The organism is Pseudomonas sp. B40(2017) (assembly GCF_002112855.1).
Taxonomy (GTDB): domain Bacteria; phylum Pseudomonadota; class Gammaproteobacteria; order Pseudomonadales; family Pseudomonadaceae; genus Aquipseudomonas; species Aquipseudomonas pharyngis.
Map to the genome: position 1 here is coordinate 476,713 of NZ_NEIT01000007.1, position 20,122 is coordinate 496,834.

The window sequence follows — 20,122 nt, forward strand, 5'->3', positions numbered from 1 at the left end:
GGAGCTTTCCGACGAAGAAAAATCGTTTATTTCGTGGGTATTGTTCGTTATTAACGAAGTGTCTGCCTTGGCAACGGGGTGACGGAAGGTATTTCAGTCAGTGCTTCTTTGCTAACCTCCCTTCGAGCCAGTCCATCATCCCTTGGGAGTCACGATCATCGAAACGCCAGATCCTCAAGCCGTCTGCAGCCCGATCACCAGCGCTGCCATATTCATTGTGGCGACCCTCAACGCCGATTCAGATGCAGCGGAAAAAGTCCGCGGCTGGTGCGCCGATGTCGCGGGGCTGACGCGCTCGGTCGGCAAGCGTGTCCCTTCGGGAAACCTGTCCTGTGTTTGCGGGTTCTCTTCCAACGCCTGGGATCGTCTGTTCGGCAGTCCACGCCCGGCATCCTTGCACGACTTTCGCGAATTCGGCGTAGAAGGGCGGCGCGCTGTTTCCACACCTGGCGACTTGCTGCTGCACATTCGTGCCGATCAGATGGACCTGTGTTTCGAGCTGGCAACGCAGTTGATGTCGGCGCTGGACGGCGCCGTGACGGTGACCGACGAAGTACAGGGTTTCCGCTATTTCGACATGCGCAGCATCATCGGTTTTGTCGACGGCACGGAAAATCCGGTCGGCCGCAAAGCCGAGCATTTCACCCTCGTGGGTGATGAAGATCAGCCGTTCAGTGGTGGCAGTTACGTGCTGGTGCAGAAGTATCTGCACAACATGAAGGCCTGGAACGAATTGTCGGTCGAGGCGCAGGAACGGGTGATCGGGCGCACCAAACTGTCTGATATCGAGCTGGACGATTCGGTCAAGCCGAGCAACTCCCACAGCGCCTTGACGACCATCACCAAGGACGGCGAAGAGGTGAAGATCCTGCGCGACAACATGCCGTTCGGCCGACCTGGCGCAGGCGAGTTCGGCACTTATTTCATTGGTTATGCGCGTTCGCCGGAGCCGCTGGAGCAGATGCTGGAGAACATGTTTGTCGGCAAACCACCCGGCAATTACGATCGACTGCTGGATTTCAGCACCGCCGTCACAGGCAGTCTGTTCTTTGTGCCTTCGGCGGATTTGCTGGAAGAACTGGCAGAACGTTAAGAAAAACCAGGACAGGTAGCCGAACTGACTTCGTTGTTTTTGAATTTTCAGTTCTGAAGTTGAATTGGGAAGGGGCTCGTCAACGATTAAATTTAGCTTTTATCGAAAGACTGCCCTTCACCCTGTGTTGAAAAGAACATTGGCCTGTTTAAAGCGGGCCAGTTGCTTTCACTTTAAATTCAACTTGTGATACTCGGTACTCAACGCCTTCTCCAAAGTCAATTTTGAAATCGGCCGTGCCTTCGATTGAGTTATTGGTGGTGTTTCGTTTGAACGTTACAGAACCTTTTCGAGCATGTGTAAACACACCGTCTGCAAACAGTACTGCTCTGACGTCCCCTCCTTGGAAATCACTCACCTCATAGGTGCCATCTGGGGTGTGTTCGTTGATAAGGATAGATATTTGCTTCATTTTTGCATCTGCGTCAGAGCGCCCCAACACGCTAATAGTGCGCGGCGTAAATTTCTCATACCAAAACTCCACTGCCTTGAATTGATTAGTTTCGGAGGGGAGTGCAGGTTCAATGATTGCGGTGAAAGTTTGGTCGGCGGCGCTTGATTTGTGAGTGGCAGGCAGAGGCTTCAGGTTGTTATCAATGCCCAGTGCTTCATACAGTTTGTCTGTGGTCATGATTTTACGTTCCTTCGAAATCAGAGTGCGTGAAAGTCAGTCTTGGGTTATTAACGACCCAATCAATCGTCACGCTACGCTTGCGTTTTCCAAGGGGCAACTGTCAGAACTTACAGTTGTATAAGGCAGGAATGTGTGAGCGCGTACTTGATATTAGAGAAGCGGGGCCATTATTGACTTCATGGCGCCCGCTTCTCTAAGCGAAGTGCGTTAAGACTGAGAACCTATCGGGTTACCAGTGCTGGCGTACGTGGCGGTACCAGTCGTTTCGAGCCGGTCGCCTCGAACGCCGCCGCCAGTCGCAGCAGCGTCGAGTCGTCATAGGCCCGCCCGGCAAACGTCAACCCCACCGGCATGCCGATGTCGGCCATCACGCCCATCGGCACGGTGACGGTCGGCACGCCGAGGTGGCGGATCGCGAGGTTGCCGTTGGCGACCCAGATGCCGTTGCTCCAGGCTATGTCCGCCGAGGCCGGGTTGACGTCGGCGTCGGCCGGACCCACGTCGGCGTTGGTTGGGAACAGCACGGCGTCGAGGCCGAGGCGATCCATCCAGTCTTCGAGGTCGAGCTTGCGGGTTTTCTCCAGACCGCGCAGGCCGTCCGGCAGGGTCGGGATCTGATCCCATGGTGTGATGCCGCGCTGGGCCATGCGCACGTATTCGTCCATGCCGGCAGCGAGGTCGCCTTCACGGTTGGGCAGGGTGCCCGGGTCGTGGGGGAAGATTTTCGGGCCGTCGACGTCCGCCAGACGGTTGAGTTTCGGATCGCCGTTGGCACGCAGGAAATCATCGAAGGCCCAGGCCGACAGGTCCCACAGTTCGTGATGCATGAACTCTTTGGAGACGATGCCGCGATTGAACACGGTCGGTGCGCCCGGGCGGTCGCCCTCGCAGTTGGAAACCAGCGGGAAATCCACTTCGATCACTTCTGCACCGGCGGCTTCGAGGGCCTGGCGGGCCTGTTTCCACAGATCGATCACCGAGGCGCGGGTGTTGATGCGTTGTCCGGTCGGGCCGCCAATGCCCGGCTCGTCGCTGGTGCCCGCCTCGGGGTCGGCGTTGATGTACATGCGCGGAACGCCCAGGCGTTTGCCGGCCAGTGCATCGCTCTTCACTGCCAGATCGAGATAGGACGCCGGGCGCACCGAGGCCACGCTCGGGATCGGCACCCATGGTTGCAGGCGCCACAGGTCGCCACGGGTGTCGCTGTCTTCGGCGACCACCACGTCGAGCACTTCCAGCAGGTCGGCCATGGTGCGGGCGTAGGGCACCACCACGTCCATGGTCGGCGTCAGCGGCCAGTTGCCGCGTACCGAGATCACGCCGCGCGACGGCGTGTAGGCGCACAGCCCGTTATTCGAGGCAGGGCCGCGACCGCTCGACCAGGTTTCTTCCGCCAAACCGAATGCCGAGAAGCTCGCAGCGGTGGCGGTGCCGGCACCGTTCGATGAGCCGGAAGCAAACGGTGCAGTCAGATAATCAGCGTTATACGGGCTTTCGGCACGGCCATAGACGCCGCGCTGCATCCCGCCATTGGCCATCGGCGGCATGTTGGTCTTGCCCAGGCAGATCGCACCGCCCGCACGCAGACGCTCAATGGTGAACGCATCGCGCTGTGCCATCAGATCGGCGAAGGCCGGGCTGCCGGACGCGGCGGTCAGGCCTTTGACCAGATAGCTGTCCTTGGCGGTGTAGGGGATGCCGTCCAGCGGACCGAGGGTTTCGCCCTTGGCACGACGGGCGTCCGAGGCTTGCGCTTCTTTCAGTGCGTCGGGGTTACGCACGATCACCGCGTTCAGCGCAGTGGCGGTGTCAGGGCCGTCATAGGCGTCGATGCGCGCCAGATAGGCCTGCACCAACTCGACCGCCGTGGTCTGGCCGGACTCGAGCGCCGCGCGCAATTGGGCAATGGAAACTTCAGTGACTTCGATCATGCTGTTACCGCCGACAGGTTCGCTAAAGGGTGGTTGATCATTGTTATCGTCGAAAGATGTCAAAGGTTCTTGATGGGCGAAACTCTACCCTGAAATTTGCCCAATGGCATGCACAAAGTCGATAAATATCGGTTAATTTCATCGGAAAAACTCTCCCGGCGTTTCGCCGAACTGTTGGCGAAACGCCGCAATAAAGGCCGATGTCGAGTCATAACCACAGGCCAAAGCCACGTCGGTGACGCGTTCGCCGCGTTCCAGCGGCGTCAGCGCACCCAGCAGACGCAGGCGCTGGCGCCAGGTGCGGAAGGTCAAACCGGTGTCGCGCAGGAACAGCCGAGTCAGAGTTTTCTCGGTCACGCCGAATTTTTCGCTCCAGTGCGCCAGGGTGGTCTGCTGTTCCGGATGTTGCTCCAGACTCTGATAGATCTGGCGCAAGCGACTGTCCTGCGGCAGTGGCAGCATCAGGTCGATGGGCGGCGCCTCGGCCAGTTGATCGAGGATCACCTGGGCCAGGCGCCCGTGCGGGCCGCTCTGGTCATATTCGACAGGTATCTGACTGAAGGCCCGAATCAGCTCACGCAAAAGATCACTGACGCCGAGCACATGACAACGCTCCGGCGCCCAGTCGGCGACGCTGCAATCTATGTACAGGCTGCGCATTTCCGTGTGCGGCGAACTGAAAACCCGATGCGGCACGCCCGCCGGAATCCACACCGCCCGCTCCGGCGGCGCAACGAAACGACCGACGGCAGTCTGCACTTCGAGCACACCCTGAATCGCGTAGGACAACTGCACCCACGGATGGCTGTGGCGGCGGGTGAGCGCTCGATTGGGCAGCGATTCGGTGCGCCCATACAACGGACGCGGCAGGCTGGGCAGCCCGGGAATGCTGCGTCTGACGCTTTTGTCGTGTCCTTTTGGCGGCATCTGTGGTTTCTTCGGCGTTAGTCGGTAATTTCCAACCACGTTAGAGTCGCTTCCACGTACTGGCAACCCCCGGATGAGCAAACCATGACGCGCCCACGATTTTTGCCCGACAACTTCACCCTGACCCTGATCGGCGTGGTGCTGCTGGCCAGCTTCCTGCCCGCCAGCGGTCAGGTCGCGACCGGTTTCGGCTGGCTGACCAACATCGCCATTGCGCTGCTGTTTTTCCTGCACGGCGCCAAGCTGTCGCGGGAATCGATCATCGCCGGCGCCGGCCACTGGCGCCTGCATTTGCTGGTGTTCGGCCTGACCTTTGTCCTGTTCCCGCTACTGGGGTTAGCGCTCAAGCCGCTGTTGTCGCCGCTGATCGGCGATCAGCTGTACATGGGCATGCTTTACCTGTGTGCGTTGCCGGCCACGGTGCAGTCGGCGATTGCCTTCACCTCTCTGGCGCGGGGCAACATTCCGGCGGCGATCTGCAGCGCGGCAGCGTCCAGCCTGTTCGGGATTTTCCTCACGCCGCTGCTGGTGACGCTGCTGCTCAACGTCCACGGCGACGGCGGCTCGACCCTCGACGCGATCGTGAAAATCAGCGTGCAATTGCTGCTGCCGTTCATTGCCGGTCAGATCGCCCGTCGCTGGATCGGCGCGTGGGTCGGTCGCAACAAGAACTGGCTGAAATTCGTCGATCAGGGCTCGATTCTGCTGGTGGTCTACGGCGCGTTCAGTGAAGCGGTTAACGAGGGCATCTGGCACCAGATTCCGGTGATCGACCTGCTGGGGCTGGTGGTGGTGTGCTGCATCCTGCTGGCGCTGGTGCTGCTGGCGTCCACGCTGCTGGGCAGGGCGTTCGGTTTCAGTCTTGAGGATCGCATCACCATTCTGTTCTGCGGTTCGAAAAAGAGCCTGGCCACTGGCGTGCCGATGGCGCAGGTGTTGTTCGCCGGCAGCACGATTGGCGTGTTGATTCTGCCGCTGATGCTGTTCCATCAGATTCAACTGATGGTCTGCGCGGTGCTGGCGCAGCGGTATGCGAAGCGGCAGGAATCGGTGCCTGAACTGATGGCCCAAGTCGATCCTTGATCCTCATCGAGCGGGCCAGCGGGTATGCAGGAACTCCTGCAAAAATTCGGTGAAGGCCTTGACCTTGGAAGTCATGGCCGCCCGTTCCTGTACACAGGCATAGATCTCGAGCGGCGCGGCGCTGGCAAAGGTCGAGCCGCCGCCCGGTTCGAATAAAGAGACCAGTTGACCACTCTCCAGATAGGGCGCGGCAACGAATTCCGCCAGTCGGGTGATCCCGGCACCATGAGCAGCCATTTGCGCCAGGGCGTCGATATCGTCGCTGATGGCGGTCGCATTGATCGCAGCCTCAAAGCGCTGACCCTGCTCAACGAACCACCAGCGCAGTAACCGTCCGTCCAGCGGATAGCGGAACGCCAGACAGGCGTGCTGTTGAAGATCCGCCGGAGTCGACGGCCGACCGGCCTTTTGCAGGTAGTCAGGGCTGGCGCAAATCACGAACGGCACCGTCGCAACCATGCGCGCGATGATGCCGTCTTCCAGTTGCGGCTCGATGCGCAGACTCAGGTCGATACCTTCGTGGAGGTGATTGATTTTGCGGTCGGTCGTCGAGAGCTCAAGCGTCAACTGCGGGTAGCGTTCGGCGAAACCGGCAATGACCGGGGCCAGTACATGGCGCCCGAACCCGGCGGTGGAGGCGATACTCAAGTGTCCCTGGAGTTGCGTCTGCGCGTGGCTGATGGCGCTCTGCGCGGACTCCAGATCGAGCGCGATACGTTTTACTTTCTCGAAATACACCGAACCGCTCTCCGTCAGCGCCATGCTGCGGGTGGTGCGTTGCAGCAGGCGTGTGTCGAGGTGAGTCTCAAGGCGACCAAGGGTCTGACTGACGGCGGCGGCACTCACCCCGAGGGTTTTGGCGGCGCCGACAATCGATCCCGCCTCAACGACTTTGATAAAACAATCGATTGCACCCAAGAGGTTCATGCGTGAATCCGGCGAGGACGAATTAATAAGATTTTGTTTATAAAGTGCTCACGGCGATCAGTCTAGTTACGGCTTGGCAGACTTGTTAGGGTGCTCGGCGACTATCCACTTCGGTCAACAAGGACTGACATGAATCAGAGACTATCCCCAAGAACCACGGCGTTCAGCCCGCGCAAGCTGTCTGCCCGTGCCATGCCGTACGTATTTGCGTTGTACATGGCGACAATCATGGCGTTTCTGATGTCGCTGGTGATCACCGCCTCCAATTTCGGAATTGATGCCGATTACCTTAGCAATGCGCTGCACGCCTACAAACTGGCGATGCCCGTGGCATTTCTGTGCATTCTCGTGGTCCGGCCGATTGTGGTGAAACTGGTCGCACTGACCGTCCACCCGCACGCCTGATTTGGAGGCACGCTACAAGGCCCCGGAGTATTTCACCGCCGCCGCAGCTCGCGACGGCACGTTGAGCACCCGCAACAACGACGACACATGAATCCGCACCGTGAACGGCGAAATATCCAGTTCGCGGGCGATTTCCTTGTTGGTCTTGCCTTGGGCGATCAACCGCAGCACCTCTTGCTGACGCGGGGTGAGGGCGGTGCCGGAGTCCAGCGGCAGCAGGCCGGACGGGGCGAATTTCACCAGAACCTCACCTTCACGAATCGCCCGGATCGCCTGACCGATCTCATCCGGGGCGATGTTCTTGCCGATAAAACCATCGATGCCGGCCGCCATGACTTCGCCGATCAGCGCCTCGTCATCAACCATCGACACCACAATCAGCGTGGTTCGCGGCAAACGCCGGCGCAGTTCCGCGAGCTGGCTGACACAGGTCAGGCCGGGGAAGCGCAGGTCGAGGATCAAGGTGTCAGGCTCATCGCCCGCCGGCAGCAGGGCGAGCACTGTGTCGAGGTCGCCGGCTTCTTCGATCAGGGCTTCGGGCAGCAGACGCTGGACGGTGCGCAGCAGCGCTTCGCGAAACAACGGGTGATCGTCGGCTATGATGATTCGGCACGCCATGGCGCAACCCTCCCTGGGTCTGCATTGCTCATGGCATGCACCTTAGCATCGGGCGAAGGCATTGCCTGTTGATTAGTGCGTTTATGACGACTGCTGCACAAGGACGTTCCCCCATGAAGTTCGAAAAGAACACCGAGCTCGACCAGGCCAATCTGCGCATCATCATCGCCAGCATTGCGCTGGTTTACATGGGCGTGCTTGGTTTCCTGCCGGGCCAGCGCTTCGATACTTACCTGCCGGTGGTCACCTACATTTCCCTGTTTCTGCTGGCCTCCGTCGTGCTGCGCCAGGCCATTGTGCGCTGGCCGGGGCATTATCCGGCGCGGCGGATTTTCGGCATGCTCCACGATTACACCGGCACCAGTTTCGGGCTGGTGGTCGGCGGCGAGGCGGCGTTGCCCATCTATGCCGTCATGGTCTGGGTCAATCTCGGCAACGGCATGCGCTACGGCTCGCGCTACCTGGCGATCGCCACGGTGCTGGCGTTGCTGGCGCTGCTGGCGGTCTATCGGTTGACCCCGTATTGGCAGGCGCAACCGTTCATGGTGTTGATGCTGATGATCACCAGCACGGTGATTCCGGTGTATGCGCACCTGCTGCTGGAGCGCACGCGCAAGGCGTCCGAAGAGGCGGTCGCCGCCAACCTTGAAAAATCACGGTTCCTGGCTCAGGCCAGTCATGACCTGCGTCAGCCGATCCACTCCATCGGGTTGTTTACCGCGTGCCTGCGTGAGTCGCGGCTGGGCGAAGAGGAGCGGCGGCTGGTGGACAGCATCGACCGTTCGCTGCTCAACGTGTCGCAGTTGTTTCGTTCGATTCTTGATCTCTACACCCTCGACAACGGGCGGATTCTGCCGCGCTTGCAGACGCTTGAGCTGGGCGAATGGCTGGCGGATCTGATCCGTCAGAACGCCGAAGCCGCACGCTGGGCGGGTGTGGAGTTGCGTCTGCGACCTTGTGAACACTGGGTACGTACCGATCCGGCGTTGTTGGCGACCATGGTCCAGAACGTGCTCTCCAATTGCTTCAAATACGGTGCGCACCGACCGGTGTTGATCGGTGTGCGCAAGCGCGGCGCGGGGTTGGCCATCGCGATCTATGACCGGGGCAGCGGCATCGCCGAAGAGCATTTGCCCAAGGTGTTCGAGGAGTTTTATCGGGTTCGCCAGTTGCGCGACAAGGACGTCGAAGGTGTGGGCCTGGGGCTGTCGATTGTTCGGCGTCTGGGGCAATTGATAGGTGTTGATGTCGCGATCCGCTCACGGCTGGGGCATGGCACGGCGGTGACCTTGCATGGACTGCCGCTGGCGCCGCCGCAGGTGCCGGTCAATCGGGAGGAGGCCCGCCAGGTCGGTTTGCTGACAGGGTTGAAGGTGTGTCTGGTGGAGGATGATCGCAACGTTCTGCTGGCGACCTCGGCGTTGCTCGAGCGTTGGGGCTGCGTTGTGCAGGCCGAGCTGAGCGGGCAGGACCTGGTCACGGACTGCGACATCATCGTTACCGACTATGACCTCGGTGCGCACAGCACCGGCATCGAGTGCATCGATGAGGTTCGCCGTCAGCGCGGTTATGCGGTGCCGGCCATGATCATCACCGGGCACGACATCGAAAAAATTCAGGCGGCCCTGCACGATCGCCAGATCGCCGTTCTGTCCAAGCCGGTACGCCCGGCCGAGCTGCGCGCGACCTTGCGTGCGCTGCGCGACCGGCAGATCGAAGGGGTCAGCGCTTACACAGATAGTCCTGCGTGATGGTGGTTTGCAGGCAGTTGTACTGGCCCATGGTGCGGCAGATATTTTTCTCCGAGCCTGATACTTCGGCGCTCTTGTAGCCCCAGACCTTGCAACGGGCTTCTGCCGTGGCCAACCCTTGAGCGGCGGAGGTTTGCCCGCTTTCGAACTGGCCCAGTTCATAGGAGACCTGGACAACGCCGTCGGTCTTGCTGCCGCCGGTGGCTTCCCATTGCTTGGGGGTGGCGCAGCCGGTGAGAACGACGGCTGCGAGGCTGAGGGTGGCGATGAGTGTTTTCATGGTCGAACGGAATCCTTTACCGGATGAGAAGAGGCGTTGAACGGTTTTCCTGCGCCGGATTACTGGTACGGAATCGGCGACGCGCCTTTGGGCAGGCAGGACAGCGGAGGCGTCATGATGCCCATGCTCGCCACCGCGATGATTGCGCCGCTGGGCAACTCGCAGTTGTATTCGCCGGCGGCGGTGTAGGCGGTGTAGTAGGTCAGCGTGCTGTCGTTGCGGATGTTGCCGATCTTGGTGACCGGTTGGCCGATGACGGTCTGGGCGCGTTCGCGCATGCTGTCTTCGGTGGGTTTGGCGGTCTGGCAACCGCTGGCGCCGAGGAGCAGGGCACCGAGAACTGTAATCTTGGCGAGGCTGAGCTGAAGTTTCATGGTGTTTCTTCCTTGGTGTTGTTGTTTTTCCAGGCACAACGATCCCGCGCACTGCACAGCGGCAATGTTGGGGAGCGTCGGGGGTTGCGAGGGAATATAACGCCAGGGATCGGGGTGGTCGATTAGCACAAATGTGCTAGTGCGGCGCAACCAGCGGTGGGCTGATTGCGCCGATAGCGGTTATTGAGGGCTGTTGAACTGATCCGAATAGCTGCCGCTCATGAGGGCGGAAGCGACCTGGTCGGAGCCGACGCCTGCGCGGGAGTAGGCGAGTCGACTGGCACCGACCTTGTCTGCGCCATCGGCGGCGACTACGCCTGCGCCGACGTGATCCGCACCGTCAGAAGCAACGGCTCCGGCGCGGACGTGATCGGAGCCATCAGAAGCAACAGCACCAGCGCCGACGTGATCCGCACCGTCAGAAGCAACGGCTCCGGCGCGGACGTGATCGGAGCCGTCAGAAGCAACAGCACCAGCGCCGACGTGATCCGCGCCGTCGGAAGCAACGGCGCCAGCGCCGACGTGATCGGAACCGTCAGAGGCAACGGCGCCAGCGCCAACGTGATCGGAACCGTCAGAAGCAACGGCACCGACGCCAACGTGATCGGAACCGTCAGAAGCAACGGCGCCAGCGCCAACGTGATCGGAACCGTCAGAAGCAACGGCGCCAGCGCCAACGTGATCGGAACCGTCAGAAGCAACGGCACCGACGCCAACGTGATCGGAACCGTCAGAAGCAACGGCGACAGCGCCAACGTGATCGGAGCAGTCAGAAGCAACGGCGCCAGCGCCAACGTGATCGGAACCGTCAGAAGCAACGGCACCGACGCCAACGTGATCGGAACCGTCAGAAGCAACGGCGCCAGCGCCAACGTGATCGGAACCGTCAGAAGCAACGGCGCCAGCGCCAACGTGATCGGAACCGTCAGAAGCAACGGCACCGACGCCAACGTGATCGGAACCGTCAGAAGCAACGGCGCCAGCGCCAACGTGATCGGAGCCGTCGGAGGCAACTGCTCCGGCGCCGACGTGGTCCGCGCCGTCAGAAGCTACCGCGCCAGCACCGACATGATCGGAGCCGTCAGAGGCAACGGCGCCGGCGCCAACATGATCCGAACCATCAGAAGCAACCGCCCCCGCCCCCACATGATCCGCCCCATCCGACGCCAATGCCTGCGCCTGCGCAGCCCAGACATTCGGCATTGCCACTGTTGCCGCAACTGCCAGGACGAAGCCCGGCCAAAGCGTGTGCTTCATGATTTTCTCCACGCCCCATCAGCCACACAGCAGCCGAGTATTACCCGTCATTCGTTTATCGACGGAAGGCTCGTTGGCCCGGGGTCAACCAGATTGGTGAATGGCACGGGGGCACCGGAGGGTGCACGGGTGTCGACGGTTTACAGGAAATCTGGACAGCGAACTGAAAAGTATAGTTCGCCCTTGGCGGGAGGCAGGCTGAAGGGTCGTGAAGGCGATAGTCGGTTAGCTTCCTTGCAGGCCTGCGCTAGAAAACAATCAGTCTAAAAACCGCGTAGCGCAATGCAGTGTGTTTGCTAGGCTCAAGAATGTAGGCGAAGACGCAGACTGATGCGCAAGCGGATAGCGAGGAAGCGTTGGGCGCGTTCCGAAGGGTACACGGTTAGAAAGAACCCCGCGCTGGGTTCCAGCCCTTATGCCGTGTGAAGCAGCAGAGCACATTGCCTGTACTGTGGGAGTCCTGAGAAACCTCGTAAGCCAGAGACCAGCACTGGCCGCCTACTCAAACACCAAAGCCCGCCTTGTGCGGGCTTTGACGTTTTCGGGCTTTAGATGCTGGCCAGCGCCTGCGCCAGATCGGCACGCAGGTCTTCGATGTCCTCGACGCCCACCGACAGACGCACCAGGCTGTCACCGATGCCGAGTTTGGCACGGGTTTCGGCCGGAATGGTCGCGTGAGTCATGATTGCCGGGTGCTCGATCAGGCTTTCCACACCGCCAAGGCTTTCGGCCAGGGCGAAGATCTGCACGTTCTCCAGGAAGCGCCGGGCGCCGGCCAGATCACTGTTCAGATCCAGGGAAATCATCCCGCCGAACCCACGCATCTGCCGCTTGGCCAGCTCGTGCTGCGGATGGGATTCCAGACCCGGGTAGTAGACACGTTTGACCTGCGGCTGTTGCTCCAGCCAGCGCGCCAGATCCAGCGCATTGCTGCAATGACGCTCCATACGCAGCGCCAGCGTCTTCACGCCACGCAGGGTGAGGAACGCGTCGAACGGGCCGGAGATGGCACCGACTGCGTTCTGCAGAAAGCCCAGACGCTCGGCCAGCGCAGGATTGTCGCCAACCACGGCAATCCCCCCGATCACGTCGGAGTGACCGTTCAGGTATTTGGTGGTCGAGTGCAGCACGATGTCGAAACCCAGTTCCAGCGGACGCTGGATCCACGGGCTGGCGAAGGTGTTGTCGGCCACGCAGATGATCCCGCGCGCCTTGCAGATACGGGCGATGGCGGCGAGGTCGGACAGACCCAGCAGCGGGTTGGTCGGGCTCTCCACGATCACCATGCGCGTGTCGTCCTGCAACGACGCTTCGAACGCCGACAGATCCGCCAGATCGACGTAGCTGAAACGATGCCCGGCACTGCGCTGACGCACCTTGTCGAACAGGCGGAACGTGCCGCCGTACAGGTCATTGCCGGACACGATGTGCGAGCCGGCGTCGATCAGTTCGAGCACGGTGGAAATCGTCGCCAGCCCGGACGCGAAGGCGAACGCCTGGGTGCCGCCCTCCAGATCCGCCACGCAGCGCTCCAAGGCAAAGCGCGTCGGGTTGTGCGAGCGGCCGTAGTCAAACCCCTTGTGCACGCCGGGGCTGTCTTGCAGGTACGTGGAGTTGGCGTAGATCGGCGGCATCAGCGCGCCGGTGGTCGGGTCCGGCGTTTGCCCGGCGTGGATCACGCGGGTGGCGAAGCCTTGTTGAGGGGCGTTCTTGTCGTGCTGGCTCATGCCAGGGATCTCCGTAATTGATTGAGCATGTCGACGCGGGTGATCAGGCCATGGAAGCCTGAAACGTCGGCAATGATGGCCACCAGACCGCTGCTGAGTACGGCTTCCAGTTCAGCCAGCGTCGCGCCGGGGGCGAGGGTTTGCAACTTGTCGGTCATCGCGCTGGCGACGGGTTTGCTGAAGAGCGAGGCGTCTTCGTGCACACGCACCAGAATGTCCGATTCGTCGATCACGCCGACCAGTTGCTTGCCATCCACCAGCACCGGCAGTTGCGAAACATCGGCCAGGCGCATGCGTTGGAACGCGGTCATCAGCGTATCGTCCGGGCCGACGCTGACAACTTTGCCGTCCTCGAAGCGTCGGGCGATCAGGTCGCGCAGGTCGCCGTAGCGTTTGCGCTGCAGCAGGCCCTGATCGGTCATCCACTGGTCGTTGTAGACCTTCGACAGATATCGGGTGCCGGTGTCGCAGACGAAGCTGACCACGCGTTTCGGCTCGGTCTGTTCGCGGCAGTAGCGCAGCGCGGCAGCGAGCAGGGTGCCGGTGGACGAACCACCGAGAATGCCTTCGGCTTTCAGCAGCTGGCGCGCGTGATCGAAGCTTTCCTCGTCGCTGATCGAGTAGGCGTTGCGCACGCTCGACAGGTCGGTGATCGACGGAATGAAGTCCTCACCGATGCCTTCCACCGCCCACGAACCTGCGGTGCCGAGATGCTTGCTGCGGCTGTATTCAGCCATCACCGAACCGACCGGATCGGCCAGGACCATTTCCAGATCCGGTTGCACGCGCTTGAAGAAGCGGGTCAGGCCGGTCAGCGTGCCGGCCGAGCCAACGCCGACCACGATCGCGTCCAGGTCATGCTCGGTCTGGGCCCAGATTTCCGGCCCGGTGCTGCACTCGTGGGCCAACGGGTTGGCCGGATTGTTGAACTGGTCGGCGAAGAACGCGCCGGGAATGTCCTTGGCCAGACGCGCGGCGACATCCTGGTAATACTCGGGATGACCCTTGCCGACATCGGAGCGGGTGATGTGCACTTCGGCGCCCATGGCCTTGAGGTGCAGGACTTTCTCGGTGGACATTTTGTCCGGCACCACCAGCACGACGCGGTAGCCCTTGGCGCGGCCGACCAGGGCCAGGCCCAGACCGGTGTTGCCGGCGGTGGCCTCGACAATCGTGCCACCCGGTTGCAGACGACCGTCGCGCTCAGCGGCGTCGATCATGGCCAGACCGATGCGGTCCTTGATCGAACCGCCGGGGTTCTGTGATTCGAGTTTGAGAAACAGGGTGCAGGGACCGGTATCGAAGCGGGTGACTTGTACCAGCGGCGTATTGCCGATCAGCCCAAGTACGGCAGGGCGTGAATCCTTTGACATCTCTTCACCTCTTTGTGGTGTTGATCGCGTTCCATTCGCGGGGAAAAAGCTCGCGTGCAACATAGGCTCAGACCTGAGCTGTCGCAACCTTTAAACGGCCGGAAATACTGCCATTTCGATCTAACGATAGAACGAAATCAGCGAGGGGCAGGAAGTGATTTGCAGGGGTTTATACGCAGGCGTCATCGAGTATTGAAAGGGCGTCTTCAGCGTCACGAAGCGCTTGATCCGGTAGTAAAAATCTTGCAGCGAAAAATGCTGATTGATTGCTCGTCAGAACTAGTCTCCGGTGCCGGGCAGATTTTTTCTCAGCGACTTACCGGGTATGCAGCGTTTGCAATCCCGAGCGACACACGATTAATATACGATCCATATACACTTCGTATCGGATATTGCCATGGGCATCGTAAAGATTTCAGAGGACATGCACGAGAATCTGCGTATCTCCAGCAACGCACTCAGCCGCTCGATCAACGCGCAGGCCGAACACTGGATGCGCATCGGCATGCTCGCCGAGTTGTATCCCGATCTTGATCACCACGCCATTTGCCGGTTGCTGATTCGCGCCGAGCAGTCGGGCGGTCTGGATCTGCAGCAAGTCTGCGCACTGGCGGATGCCGCGCAGAACGCCTCGGTCAAAGAGGCAGTCAAGGCATGAGAAACCCGATCAAGATCAACACCCAAGCCGAAATCGCTCAATCCCGCGAGGCCGGCAGACTGGCCGCCGAGGTGCTGGCGATGCTGGTGCCGCACGTCAAGGCTGGCGTGACGACCGATCAACTCGACCAGTTGTGCAACGACTACATCGTCAATGTGCAGAAAGCCATTCCGGCCAACGTCGGTTACCACGGCTTCCCGAAAACCGTCTGCGCGTCGGTCAACGAAGTGGTGTGTCACGGCATTCCGTCGAAGCGCGTGCTGAAGGACGGCGACATCGTCAACCTCGACATCGCGGTGATCAAGGACGGCTGGTTCGGCGACACCAGCCGCATGTACGTAGTGGGCGAACCGACGCCCGAGGCGCGGCATCTGATCAAGACAACCTACGACGCCATGTGCGCGGGCATCCGCGTCGTGCGGCCGGGCGCCACGTTGGGCGACATTGGCCATGCGATCCAGACGTTGGCGGAAAAAGAAGGGTTCAGCGTGGTGCGTGAGTACTGCGGGCACGGGATCGGCAAGGTTTATCACGATGAGCCGCAGGTGCTGCATTACGGTTATCCGGAGCAGGGCTTGAAGCTGAAGGCGGGGATGATTTTCACCATCGAACCGATGCTCAATGCCGGCAAGCGCCATGTGAAGAGTTTGGCGGATGGCTGGACGGTGGTGACCAAGGATCAGTCGTTGTCGGCGCAGTGGGAGCATATGGTGGCGGTGACGGAGGATGGGTTTGAAGTGTTGACGGCGTGGCCTGACGAAATTGATGGGTTTGCGCCGATCAACTGATACCGAGTCGCCTGCTGGCCCTCACCCCAGCCCTCTCCCGGAGGGAGAGGGAGCCGATTGGGGAATATTGGAGAATTACGCCGACCTGAAAACTCCGCAGTGAATCCATAATCGCCGCCGACCAGAATGCTGTGCCAAATCCACAATCGACTCGGTTTTTCAGGTCGATGTACAGCGCAAGACACCTCGGTCGGCTCCCTCTCCCTCCGGGAGAGGGCTGGGGTGAGGGCGGGCAGGCGACTCGGTGTTAATGAGCCCCCGCCGCTTTGTTCAAATCGCTCTCCGCCCACTCCGTATAAACGCAAGCATCCGCCGTCGCCCAACGCACCCGAACCGGATCCCCGGCCTTCAACGGCATCCCCGCCGCCGACAATGCCTTCACCGTCATCGCAGTCCCGCCCGACGTCACCACACTGCACGTCTGGCTCTCACCCAGAAACAGCACCTCGACCACCTTCGCCGAAACCTCGTTCCAACCCGCCGCCAGCGGTTCATCGATCGCTTGCTGCACACTCAACGCCAACGCCTTCTCCGGACGCACCATCAGCAAAACATCCTGCCCGGTCTGCAATCCGGCAGTCAGTCGAATCGACAGCGACTGCCCCTCAAAACTCGCCGCCGCATTGCCCTGCGCCTTGAGCTTGAGAAAGTTCGAGTTACCCAGAAACGACGCCACAAACGCATTCGGCGGATTCTGATAGAGGTCATAACCGCTGCCGAGCCCGACAATCTTGCCGTGACTGAAAATCGCGATGCGCTGGGACAGGCGCATGGCTTCTTCCTGGTCGTGGGTCACGTAGACGATGGTGATGCCGAGGCGGCGGTGCAACTGGCGCAATTCATCCTGCAGGTCTTCACGCAGTTTCTTGTCCAGCGCCCCGAGGGGTTCGTCCATCAGCAGAATGCGTGGCTCGTAAACCAGCGCCCGTGCAATGGCGACCCGTTGCTGCTGGCCGCCGGACAATTGCGAAGGGCGGCGATGGGCGAATTGTTCGAGTTGCACCAGTTTCAACATCGCATCGACGCGCTTGTCACGTTCAGCGGCGGCGAGTTTGCGGATCGCCAGCGGGAACGCGATGTTGTCGTGCACCGACAAATGCGGGAACAGCGAATAACGCTGGAACACCATCCCGATGTCGCGCTTGTGCGGCGGCACGTTGACCAGCGACTGGCCGTTGACCAGGATCTCGCCGCTGCTCGGGGTTTCGAAGCCGGCGAGCATCGACAGCGTGGTGCTTTTGCCCGAGCCGCTGGATCCGAGGAAGGTCAGGAATTCGCCGTCCTTGATGTCCAGCGAGATGTTGTCCACGGCCGCAAAATCGCCGTAGTGCTTGTTCAGGTTGCGCAGGCTGACCAGGGGTTTGTCGTTCTGCTGGGATGCGTCTTTGATCACGGCACTCATGTCGTACTCCTGGGCGCTCAGGCGCTGATTTCGTTGCGCCGGCGCAGGGCGGCGGCGATCACCATGACCAATACCGACAGGCCGATCAGCAGCGTCGAGGCGACGGCGATCACGGGCGTCAGGTCCTGGCGCAGGGTGGTCCACATTTTCACGGGAAGGGTTTGCAGGGTGGGACTTGCCATCATCACGCTGAGCACCACTTCGTCCCACGAAACCAGGAAAGCGAAGAGGGCGCCGGCCACCATCCCCGGGCGGATCGCCGGAAAGGTCACCTTGAACACCGCTTGCAGGCGTGACGCCCCGCAGATCACCGCCGCGTCTTCAATCGACTGATCGAACAGCTTCAGCGAGTTGATGATCGAGATGATGGTGAACGGCAGGGCGACGATCACATGGCTGACGACGAAGGCGAACATCGTCCCGGTGTAGCCGAGCTTGAGGAACAGCGCGTACACCGCCACCGCGATGATCACCAGCGGCACGATCATCGGCAGGGTGAACAGACCGTAGAGCATTTCCCGGCCGGGGAAGCGTCCGCGCACCAGCGCAAAGGCCGTCGGCAAACCGAGGGCGACGGCGCAGATCGTGGTCAGCACCGCGACCTTGAGACTGGCCAGTGCCGCGCTCATCCAGTCCGCGTTGGAGAAGAACTGCACGTACCATTTCAGCGTCCAGCCCGGTGGCGGGAACACCAGCCACTGGGACGAACCGAACGACAGCAGGACGATGAACACGATCGGCAACAGCAGGAACAGGCCGATCAGCCCGGTGGTGAAATACAGGCCGAAGCGCATCCGGCGACTCATGGCATTGGGCGTCAGGAGCATGTCGGTTTACCTCGCGTTACTGGCGCCAACCGGGGATTCCGGTTGCAGCTTCAGGTAGACGTAGAACAGCACCAGCGTGATGACGATCAGCAACGCGGCGCCGGCGCTGGCCAGACCCCAGTTGAGGAACGACTGCACCTGCTGAATGATGAATTCCGGCAGCATCATGTTCTGCGCCCCGCCCAGCAGCGCCGGGGTGACGTAGTAACCGAGCGACATCACGAACACCATCAACCCGCCGGACGCCAGACCCGGCCGGCACAGCGGCAGGAACACCCGGAAGAAATTGGTCCACGGGCTCGCGCCACAGATCGAACCGGCCTGCAGGATCATCGGGTCGATGGCCTGCATGGTCGCCTGCAACGGCAGCACGATGAACGGAATCATGATGTAGCTCATGCCGATCACCACGCCGGTCAGGTTGTGCACCATTTCCAGCGGCTGATCGATGATGCCCATGGCCATCAAGGCCTTGTTGATGACGCCCGAAGCCTGCAACAGCACCAGCCACGAATAGGTGCGGGCGAGGAGGCTGGTCCACATCGACAGCAGCACAATGTTGAGGATCCAGCGGCCCCAGCCGCGCGGCACCAGAGTGATCGCCCAGGCCAGCGGAAAGCCCAGCAGCAGGCTGAACACCGTCACCAGTCCCGCAACCGAGAAGGTGTTGAACAGCACCCGTGCATACGCCGAGTTGGCGAACAGTTGTTCATAGTTGCCAAGGCCAGGCACCGGCTCCAGCACGCCGCGCAGCAACAAACCAATCAGCGGTGCGAGAAAGAACAGACCGAGGAACAGCAGCGCCGGCGCGAGATTGCCGGCGCCGCGCCAGCGTTGCTTGAGGGACGGGGCTTGCGCCATTGCACTCGCCTTGCCGGATGCCAGGCCGGCAGCGCTCGCGGCGCTCCCGGTGGCAGTGGAGGGACGGGACGCGGTGGCCGCCATTTTCATTTGACCAGCCATTCGTTCCACCGTGTCGCGATGGCAGGACCGTTCTTGGCCCAATACGCGAAATCAAGAGTGATCTGATCCTTAGCGTAGGCAGTCGGCAGGTTCGGGGCCAGCGTCGAGTCCAGACGCGCCACACTGTCGACATTGACCGGGGCGTAGGCGGTCAGGTTGGAGAAGTCGGCCTGGCCTTTGGCACTGCTGGCGCTGGCCAGGAACTTCATCGCCGCGTCCTTGTTTTTCGAACCCTTTGGCACGACCAGAATGTCGGCCATGACCAGGTTCTGTTTCCAGCTCACGCCGACCGGTGCGCCGTCTTCTTGCAGGGCGTGGATCCGGCCGTTCCAGAACTGGCCCATGCTCGCTTCACCGGAGGCCAGCAGTTGCTGCGACTGCGCGCCGCCACCCCACCAGACGATGTCTTTCTTGATGGTGTCGAGTTTCTTGAAGGCGCGATCCAGGTCCAGCGGGTAGAGCTTGTCGGCCGCTACGCCATCGGCGAGCAGGGCCAGTTCAAGCACGCCGGGGCTCGGCCATTTGTACAGGGCGCGTTTGCCGGGGAAGGTCTTGGTGTCGAACAGCGCGCTCCAGTCCTGCGGCTTGTTGGCGCCGAGCTTGCCCTCGTTGTAGCCGAGGACGAAGGAGAAGAAGAACGAGCCGACGCCGTGGTCGCTGACAAAACGCGGGTCGATCTTGTCGCGCTGGATCTGTTTGAAATCGAGGGGTTCGAGCAGGCCTTCGGCGGCGGCGCGCAGGGCGAAGTCGGCTTCGACGTCGACCACGTCCCATTGCACGTTGCCGCTTTCGACCATGGCCTTGAGTTTGCCGTAGTCGGTCGGGCCGTCCTGCACGACGGTGATGCCGCTGGCCTTGCTGAACGGATCGGCCCAGGCCTGTTTCTGCGCATCCTGGGTGCTACCGCCCCAGCTGACAAAGTTCACACTCTCGGCGGCCATCGCGGCCTGACCGGTCACGCTCAGCAGTCCCGCGAAAAAGATCGCGGTTGCAGCTTTGTTCAACACCATTTTTACGCCCTCATTGTTGTGTTTTTGAGCGGGCTTGCGTTGTTGCCCGCCTGTCGGGAGCAGTAGCTGGACGGTTTTTCAGGTCGTCCGGTCT

General features: G+C 61.1%; 20 protein-coding genes. 6 read left to right on the forward strand and 14 right to left on the reverse strand.

Annotated features, from left to right (window positions below; all coding sequences use genetic code 11):
- The first annotated feature begins 142 nt into the window (after positions 1-142).
- Complete coding sequence (locus tag CAF76_RS22285) at positions 143-1,093, forward strand: Dyp-type peroxidase (RefSeq protein WP_085648418.1); 951 nt, start codon at positions 143-145, stop codon at positions 1,091-1,093.
- Between the two features lie 148 nt (positions 1,094-1,241).
- Here the strand turns inward: CAF76_RS22285 and CAF76_RS22290 are convergent, their stop codons facing one another.
- The 3 genes from CAF76_RS22290 to CAF76_RS22300 form a co-directional block, all read right to left on the reverse strand.
- The gene (locus CAF76_RS22290) at positions 1,242-1,724 is read right to left on the reverse strand and encodes a hypothetical protein (protein WP_085648419.1); all 483 of its coding nucleotides are present in this window, start codon (positions 1,722-1,724) and stop codon (positions 1,242-1,244) included.
- A gap of 224 nt (positions 1,725-1,948) precedes the next feature.
- A complete protein-coding gene (locus CAF76_RS22295) occupies positions 1,949-3,658 on the reverse strand; it encodes an amidase (protein WP_085648420.1) in 1,710 nt (569 codons plus the stop codon).
- A gap of 138 nt (positions 3,659-3,796) precedes the next feature.
- Entirely contained in the window at positions 3,797-4,585 is a 789-nt protein-coding gene (locus CAF76_RS22300) for a helix-turn-helix domain-containing protein (protein WP_085648421.1), read from the reverse strand.
- Positions 4,586-4,669: 84 nt separating this feature from the next.
- On the opposite strand from CAF76_RS22300, the gene CAF76_RS22305 reads away from it, so the two are divergent.
- A complete protein-coding gene (locus CAF76_RS22305; protein ID WP_064597281.1) occupies positions 4,670-5,668 on the forward strand; it encodes a bile acid:sodium symporter family protein in 999 nt (332 codons plus the stop codon).
- Between the two features lie 3 nt (positions 5,669-5,671).
- Here the strand turns inward: CAF76_RS22305 and CAF76_RS22310 are convergent, their stop codons facing one another.
- Positions 5,672-6,595, reverse strand: coding sequence for a LysR family transcriptional regulator (locus CAF76_RS22310; RefSeq protein WP_085648422.1), 924 nt, complete (start codon positions 6,593-6,595; stop codon positions 5,672-5,674).
- A 129-nt stretch (positions 6,596-6,724) separates the two neighbouring features.
- Between CAF76_RS22310 and CAF76_RS22315 the strand changes: the two genes are divergently transcribed.
- A complete protein-coding gene (locus CAF76_RS22315) occupies positions 6,725-7,000 on the forward strand; it encodes a DUF2798 domain-containing protein (RefSeq protein WP_085648423.1) in 276 nt (91 codons plus the stop codon).
- A 12-nt stretch (positions 7,001-7,012) separates the two neighbouring features.
- Here CAF76_RS22315 and CAF76_RS22320 read toward each other — a convergent pair whose 3' ends face one another.
- Positions 7,013-7,618 (reverse strand): response regulator transcription factor, encoded by a 606-nt coding sequence (locus CAF76_RS22320; RefSeq protein WP_085648424.1) that lies wholly within the window; start codon positions 7,616-7,618, stop codon positions 7,013-7,015.
- A gap of 113 nt (positions 7,619-7,731) precedes the next feature.
- Here CAF76_RS22320 and CAF76_RS22325 point away from each other — a divergent pair, with 113 nt between their 5' ends.
- Positions 7,732-9,369, forward strand: coding sequence for a hybrid sensor histidine kinase/response regulator (locus CAF76_RS22325; RefSeq protein WP_085648425.1), 1,638 nt, complete (start codon positions 7,732-7,734; stop codon positions 9,367-9,369).
- Here the strand turns inward: CAF76_RS22325 and yecR are convergent.
- The 5 genes from yecR to CAF76_RS22355 all read right to left on the reverse strand — a co-directional run bounded on the left by yecR (position 9,341) and on the right by CAF76_RS22355 (position 14,380).
- Positions 9,341-9,649: a YecR family lipoprotein gene (gene yecR / locus CAF76_RS22330; RefSeq protein ID WP_085610552.1), complete on the reverse strand. Its 309-nt coding sequence runs from the start codon at positions 9,647-9,649 to the stop codon at positions 9,341-9,343. The two genes, CAF76_RS22325 and yecR, sit on opposite strands and share 29 nt — an antisense overlap.
- A gap of 59 nt (positions 9,650-9,708) precedes the next feature.
- Entirely contained in the window at positions 9,709-10,023 is a 315-nt protein-coding gene (locus CAF76_RS22335; protein WP_039766904.1) for a hypothetical protein, read from the reverse strand.
- A gap of 311 nt (positions 10,024-10,334) precedes the next feature.
- Positions 10,335-11,012: a hypothetical protein gene (locus tag CAF76_RS28665; RefSeq protein WP_158090460.1), complete on the reverse strand. Its 678-nt coding sequence runs from the start codon at positions 11,010-11,012 to the stop codon at positions 10,335-10,337.
- A gap of 816 nt (positions 11,013-11,828) precedes the next feature.
- Positions 11,829-13,007, reverse strand: a complete 1,179-nt coding sequence (locus tag CAF76_RS22350; protein WP_085648426.1) for a PLP-dependent aspartate aminotransferase family protein — start codon at positions 13,005-13,007, stop codon at positions 11,829-11,831.
- The gene (locus CAF76_RS22355; RefSeq protein ID WP_085610550.1) at positions 13,004-14,380 is read right to left on the reverse strand and encodes a cystathionine beta-synthase; all 1,377 of its coding nucleotides are present in this window, start codon (positions 14,378-14,380) and stop codon (positions 13,004-13,006) included. The genes CAF76_RS22350 and CAF76_RS22355 overlap by 4 nt, the downstream gene beginning before the upstream one ends.
- Before the next feature lie 397 nt (positions 14,381-14,777).
- Here CAF76_RS22355 and CAF76_RS22360 point away from each other — a divergent pair, with 397 nt between their 5' ends.
- The gene (locus CAF76_RS22360; protein WP_039766896.1) at positions 14,778-15,038 is read left to right on the forward strand and encodes a ParD-like family protein; all 261 of its coding nucleotides are present in this window, start codon (positions 14,778-14,780) and stop codon (positions 15,036-15,038) included.
- Entirely contained in the window at positions 15,035-15,826 is a 792-nt protein-coding gene (map, locus tag CAF76_RS22365) for a type I methionyl aminopeptidase (protein WP_085648427.1), read from the forward strand. Before CAF76_RS22360 ends, map begins: the two co-directional genes overlap by 4 nt.
- A gap of 247 nt (positions 15,827-16,073) precedes the next feature.
- Here map and CAF76_RS22370 read toward each other — a convergent pair whose 3' ends face one another.
- Genes CAF76_RS22370 through CAF76_RS22385 form a run of 4 tightly spaced genes read right to left on the reverse strand, consistent with a single transcriptional unit; the run spans position 16,074 to position 20,028 of the window.
- On the reverse strand, positions 16,074-17,228 hold the full coding sequence (locus CAF76_RS22370; protein WP_085648428.1) for an ABC transporter ATP-binding protein: 1,155 nt from the start codon (positions 17,226-17,228) through the stop codon (positions 16,074-16,076).
- A gap of 17 nt (positions 17,229-17,245) precedes the next feature.
- Positions 17,246-18,055: an ABC transporter permease gene (locus CAF76_RS22375; protein WP_007957396.1), complete on the reverse strand. Its 810-nt coding sequence runs from the start codon at positions 18,053-18,055 to the stop codon at positions 17,246-17,248.
- A 6-nt stretch (positions 18,056-18,061) separates the two neighbouring features.
- Entirely contained in the window at positions 18,062-19,006 is a 945-nt protein-coding gene (locus CAF76_RS22380; protein ID WP_039766889.1) for an ABC transporter permease, read from the reverse strand.
- A complete protein-coding gene (locus tag CAF76_RS22385) occupies positions 19,003-20,028 on the reverse strand; it encodes an ABC transporter substrate-binding protein (RefSeq protein WP_085648429.1) in 1,026 nt (341 codons plus the stop codon). The genes CAF76_RS22380 and CAF76_RS22385 overlap by 4 nt, the downstream gene beginning before the upstream one ends.
- Between the last annotated feature and the right edge of the window lie 94 nt (positions 20,029-20,122).

Bases quoted from the DNA above. Each gene is read 5' to 3' on its own strand.
- CAF76_RS22380 (WP_039766889.1), bottom strand. From the start codon at position 19,006: ATGAAAATGGCGGCCACCGCGTCCCGTCCCTCCACTGCCACCGGGAGC.
- CAF76_RS22350 (WP_085648426.1), bottom strand. From the start codon at position 13,007: ATGAGCCAGCACGACAAGAACGCCCCTCAACAAGGCTTCGCCACCCGC.
- CAF76_RS22315 (WP_085648423.1), top strand. From the start codon at position 6,725: ATGAATCAGAGACTATCCCCAAGAACCACGGCGTTCAGCCCGCGCAAG.
- CAF76_RS22310 (WP_085648422.1), bottom strand. From the start codon at position 6,595: ATGAACCTCTTGGGTGCAATCGATTGTTTTATCAAAGTCGTTGAGGCG.
- CAF76_RS22320 (WP_085648424.1), bottom strand. From the start codon at position 7,618: ATGGCGTGCCGAATCATCATAGCCGACGATCACCCGTTGTTTCGCGAA.
- CAF76_RS22305 (WP_064597281.1), top strand. From the start codon at position 4,670: ATGACGCGCCCACGATTTTTGCCCGACAACTTCACCCTGACCCTGATC.
- yecR (WP_085610552.1), bottom strand. From the start codon at position 9,649: ATGAAAACACTCATCGCCACCCTCAGCCTCGCAGCCGTCGTTCTCACC.
- CAF76_RS22335 (WP_039766904.1), bottom strand. From the start codon at position 10,023: ATGAAACTTCAGCTCAGCCTCGCCAAGATTACAGTTCTCGGTGCCCTG.
- CAF76_RS22325 (WP_085648425.1), top strand. From the start codon at position 7,732: ATGAAGTTCGAAAAGAACACCGAGCTCGACCAGGCCAATCTGCGCATC.
- map (WP_085648427.1), top strand. From the start codon at position 15,035: ATGAGAAACCCGATCAAGATCAACACCCAAGCCGAAATCGCTCAATCC.
- CAF76_RS22355 (WP_085610550.1), bottom strand. From the start codon at position 14,380: ATGTCAAAGGATTCACGCCCTGCCGTACTTGGGCTGATCGGCAATACG.
- CAF76_RS22370 (WP_085648428.1), bottom strand. From the start codon at position 17,228: ATGAGTGCCGTGATCAAAGACGCATCCCAGCAGAACGACAAACCCCTG.
- CAF76_RS22290 (WP_085648419.1), bottom strand. From the start codon at position 1,724: ATGACCACAGACAAACTGTATGAAGCACTGGGCATTGATAACAACCTG.
- CAF76_RS22295 (WP_085648420.1), bottom strand. From the start codon at position 3,658: ATGATCGAAGTCACTGAAGTTTCCATTGCCCAATTGCGCGCGGCGCTC.
- CAF76_RS22300 (WP_085648421.1), bottom strand. From the start codon at position 4,585: ATGCCGCCAAAAGGACACGACAAAAGCGTCAGACGCAGCATTCCCGGG.
- CAF76_RS22360 (WP_039766896.1), top strand. From the start codon at position 14,778: ATGGGCATCGTAAAGATTTCAGAGGACATGCACGAGAATCTGCGTATC.
- CAF76_RS22385 (WP_085648429.1), bottom strand. From the start codon at position 20,028: ATGGTGTTGAACAAAGCTGCAACCGCGATCTTTTTCGCGGGACTGCTG.
- CAF76_RS22375 (WP_007957396.1), bottom strand. From the start codon at position 18,055: ATGCTCCTGACGCCCAATGCCATGAGTCGCCGGATGCGCTTCGGCCTG.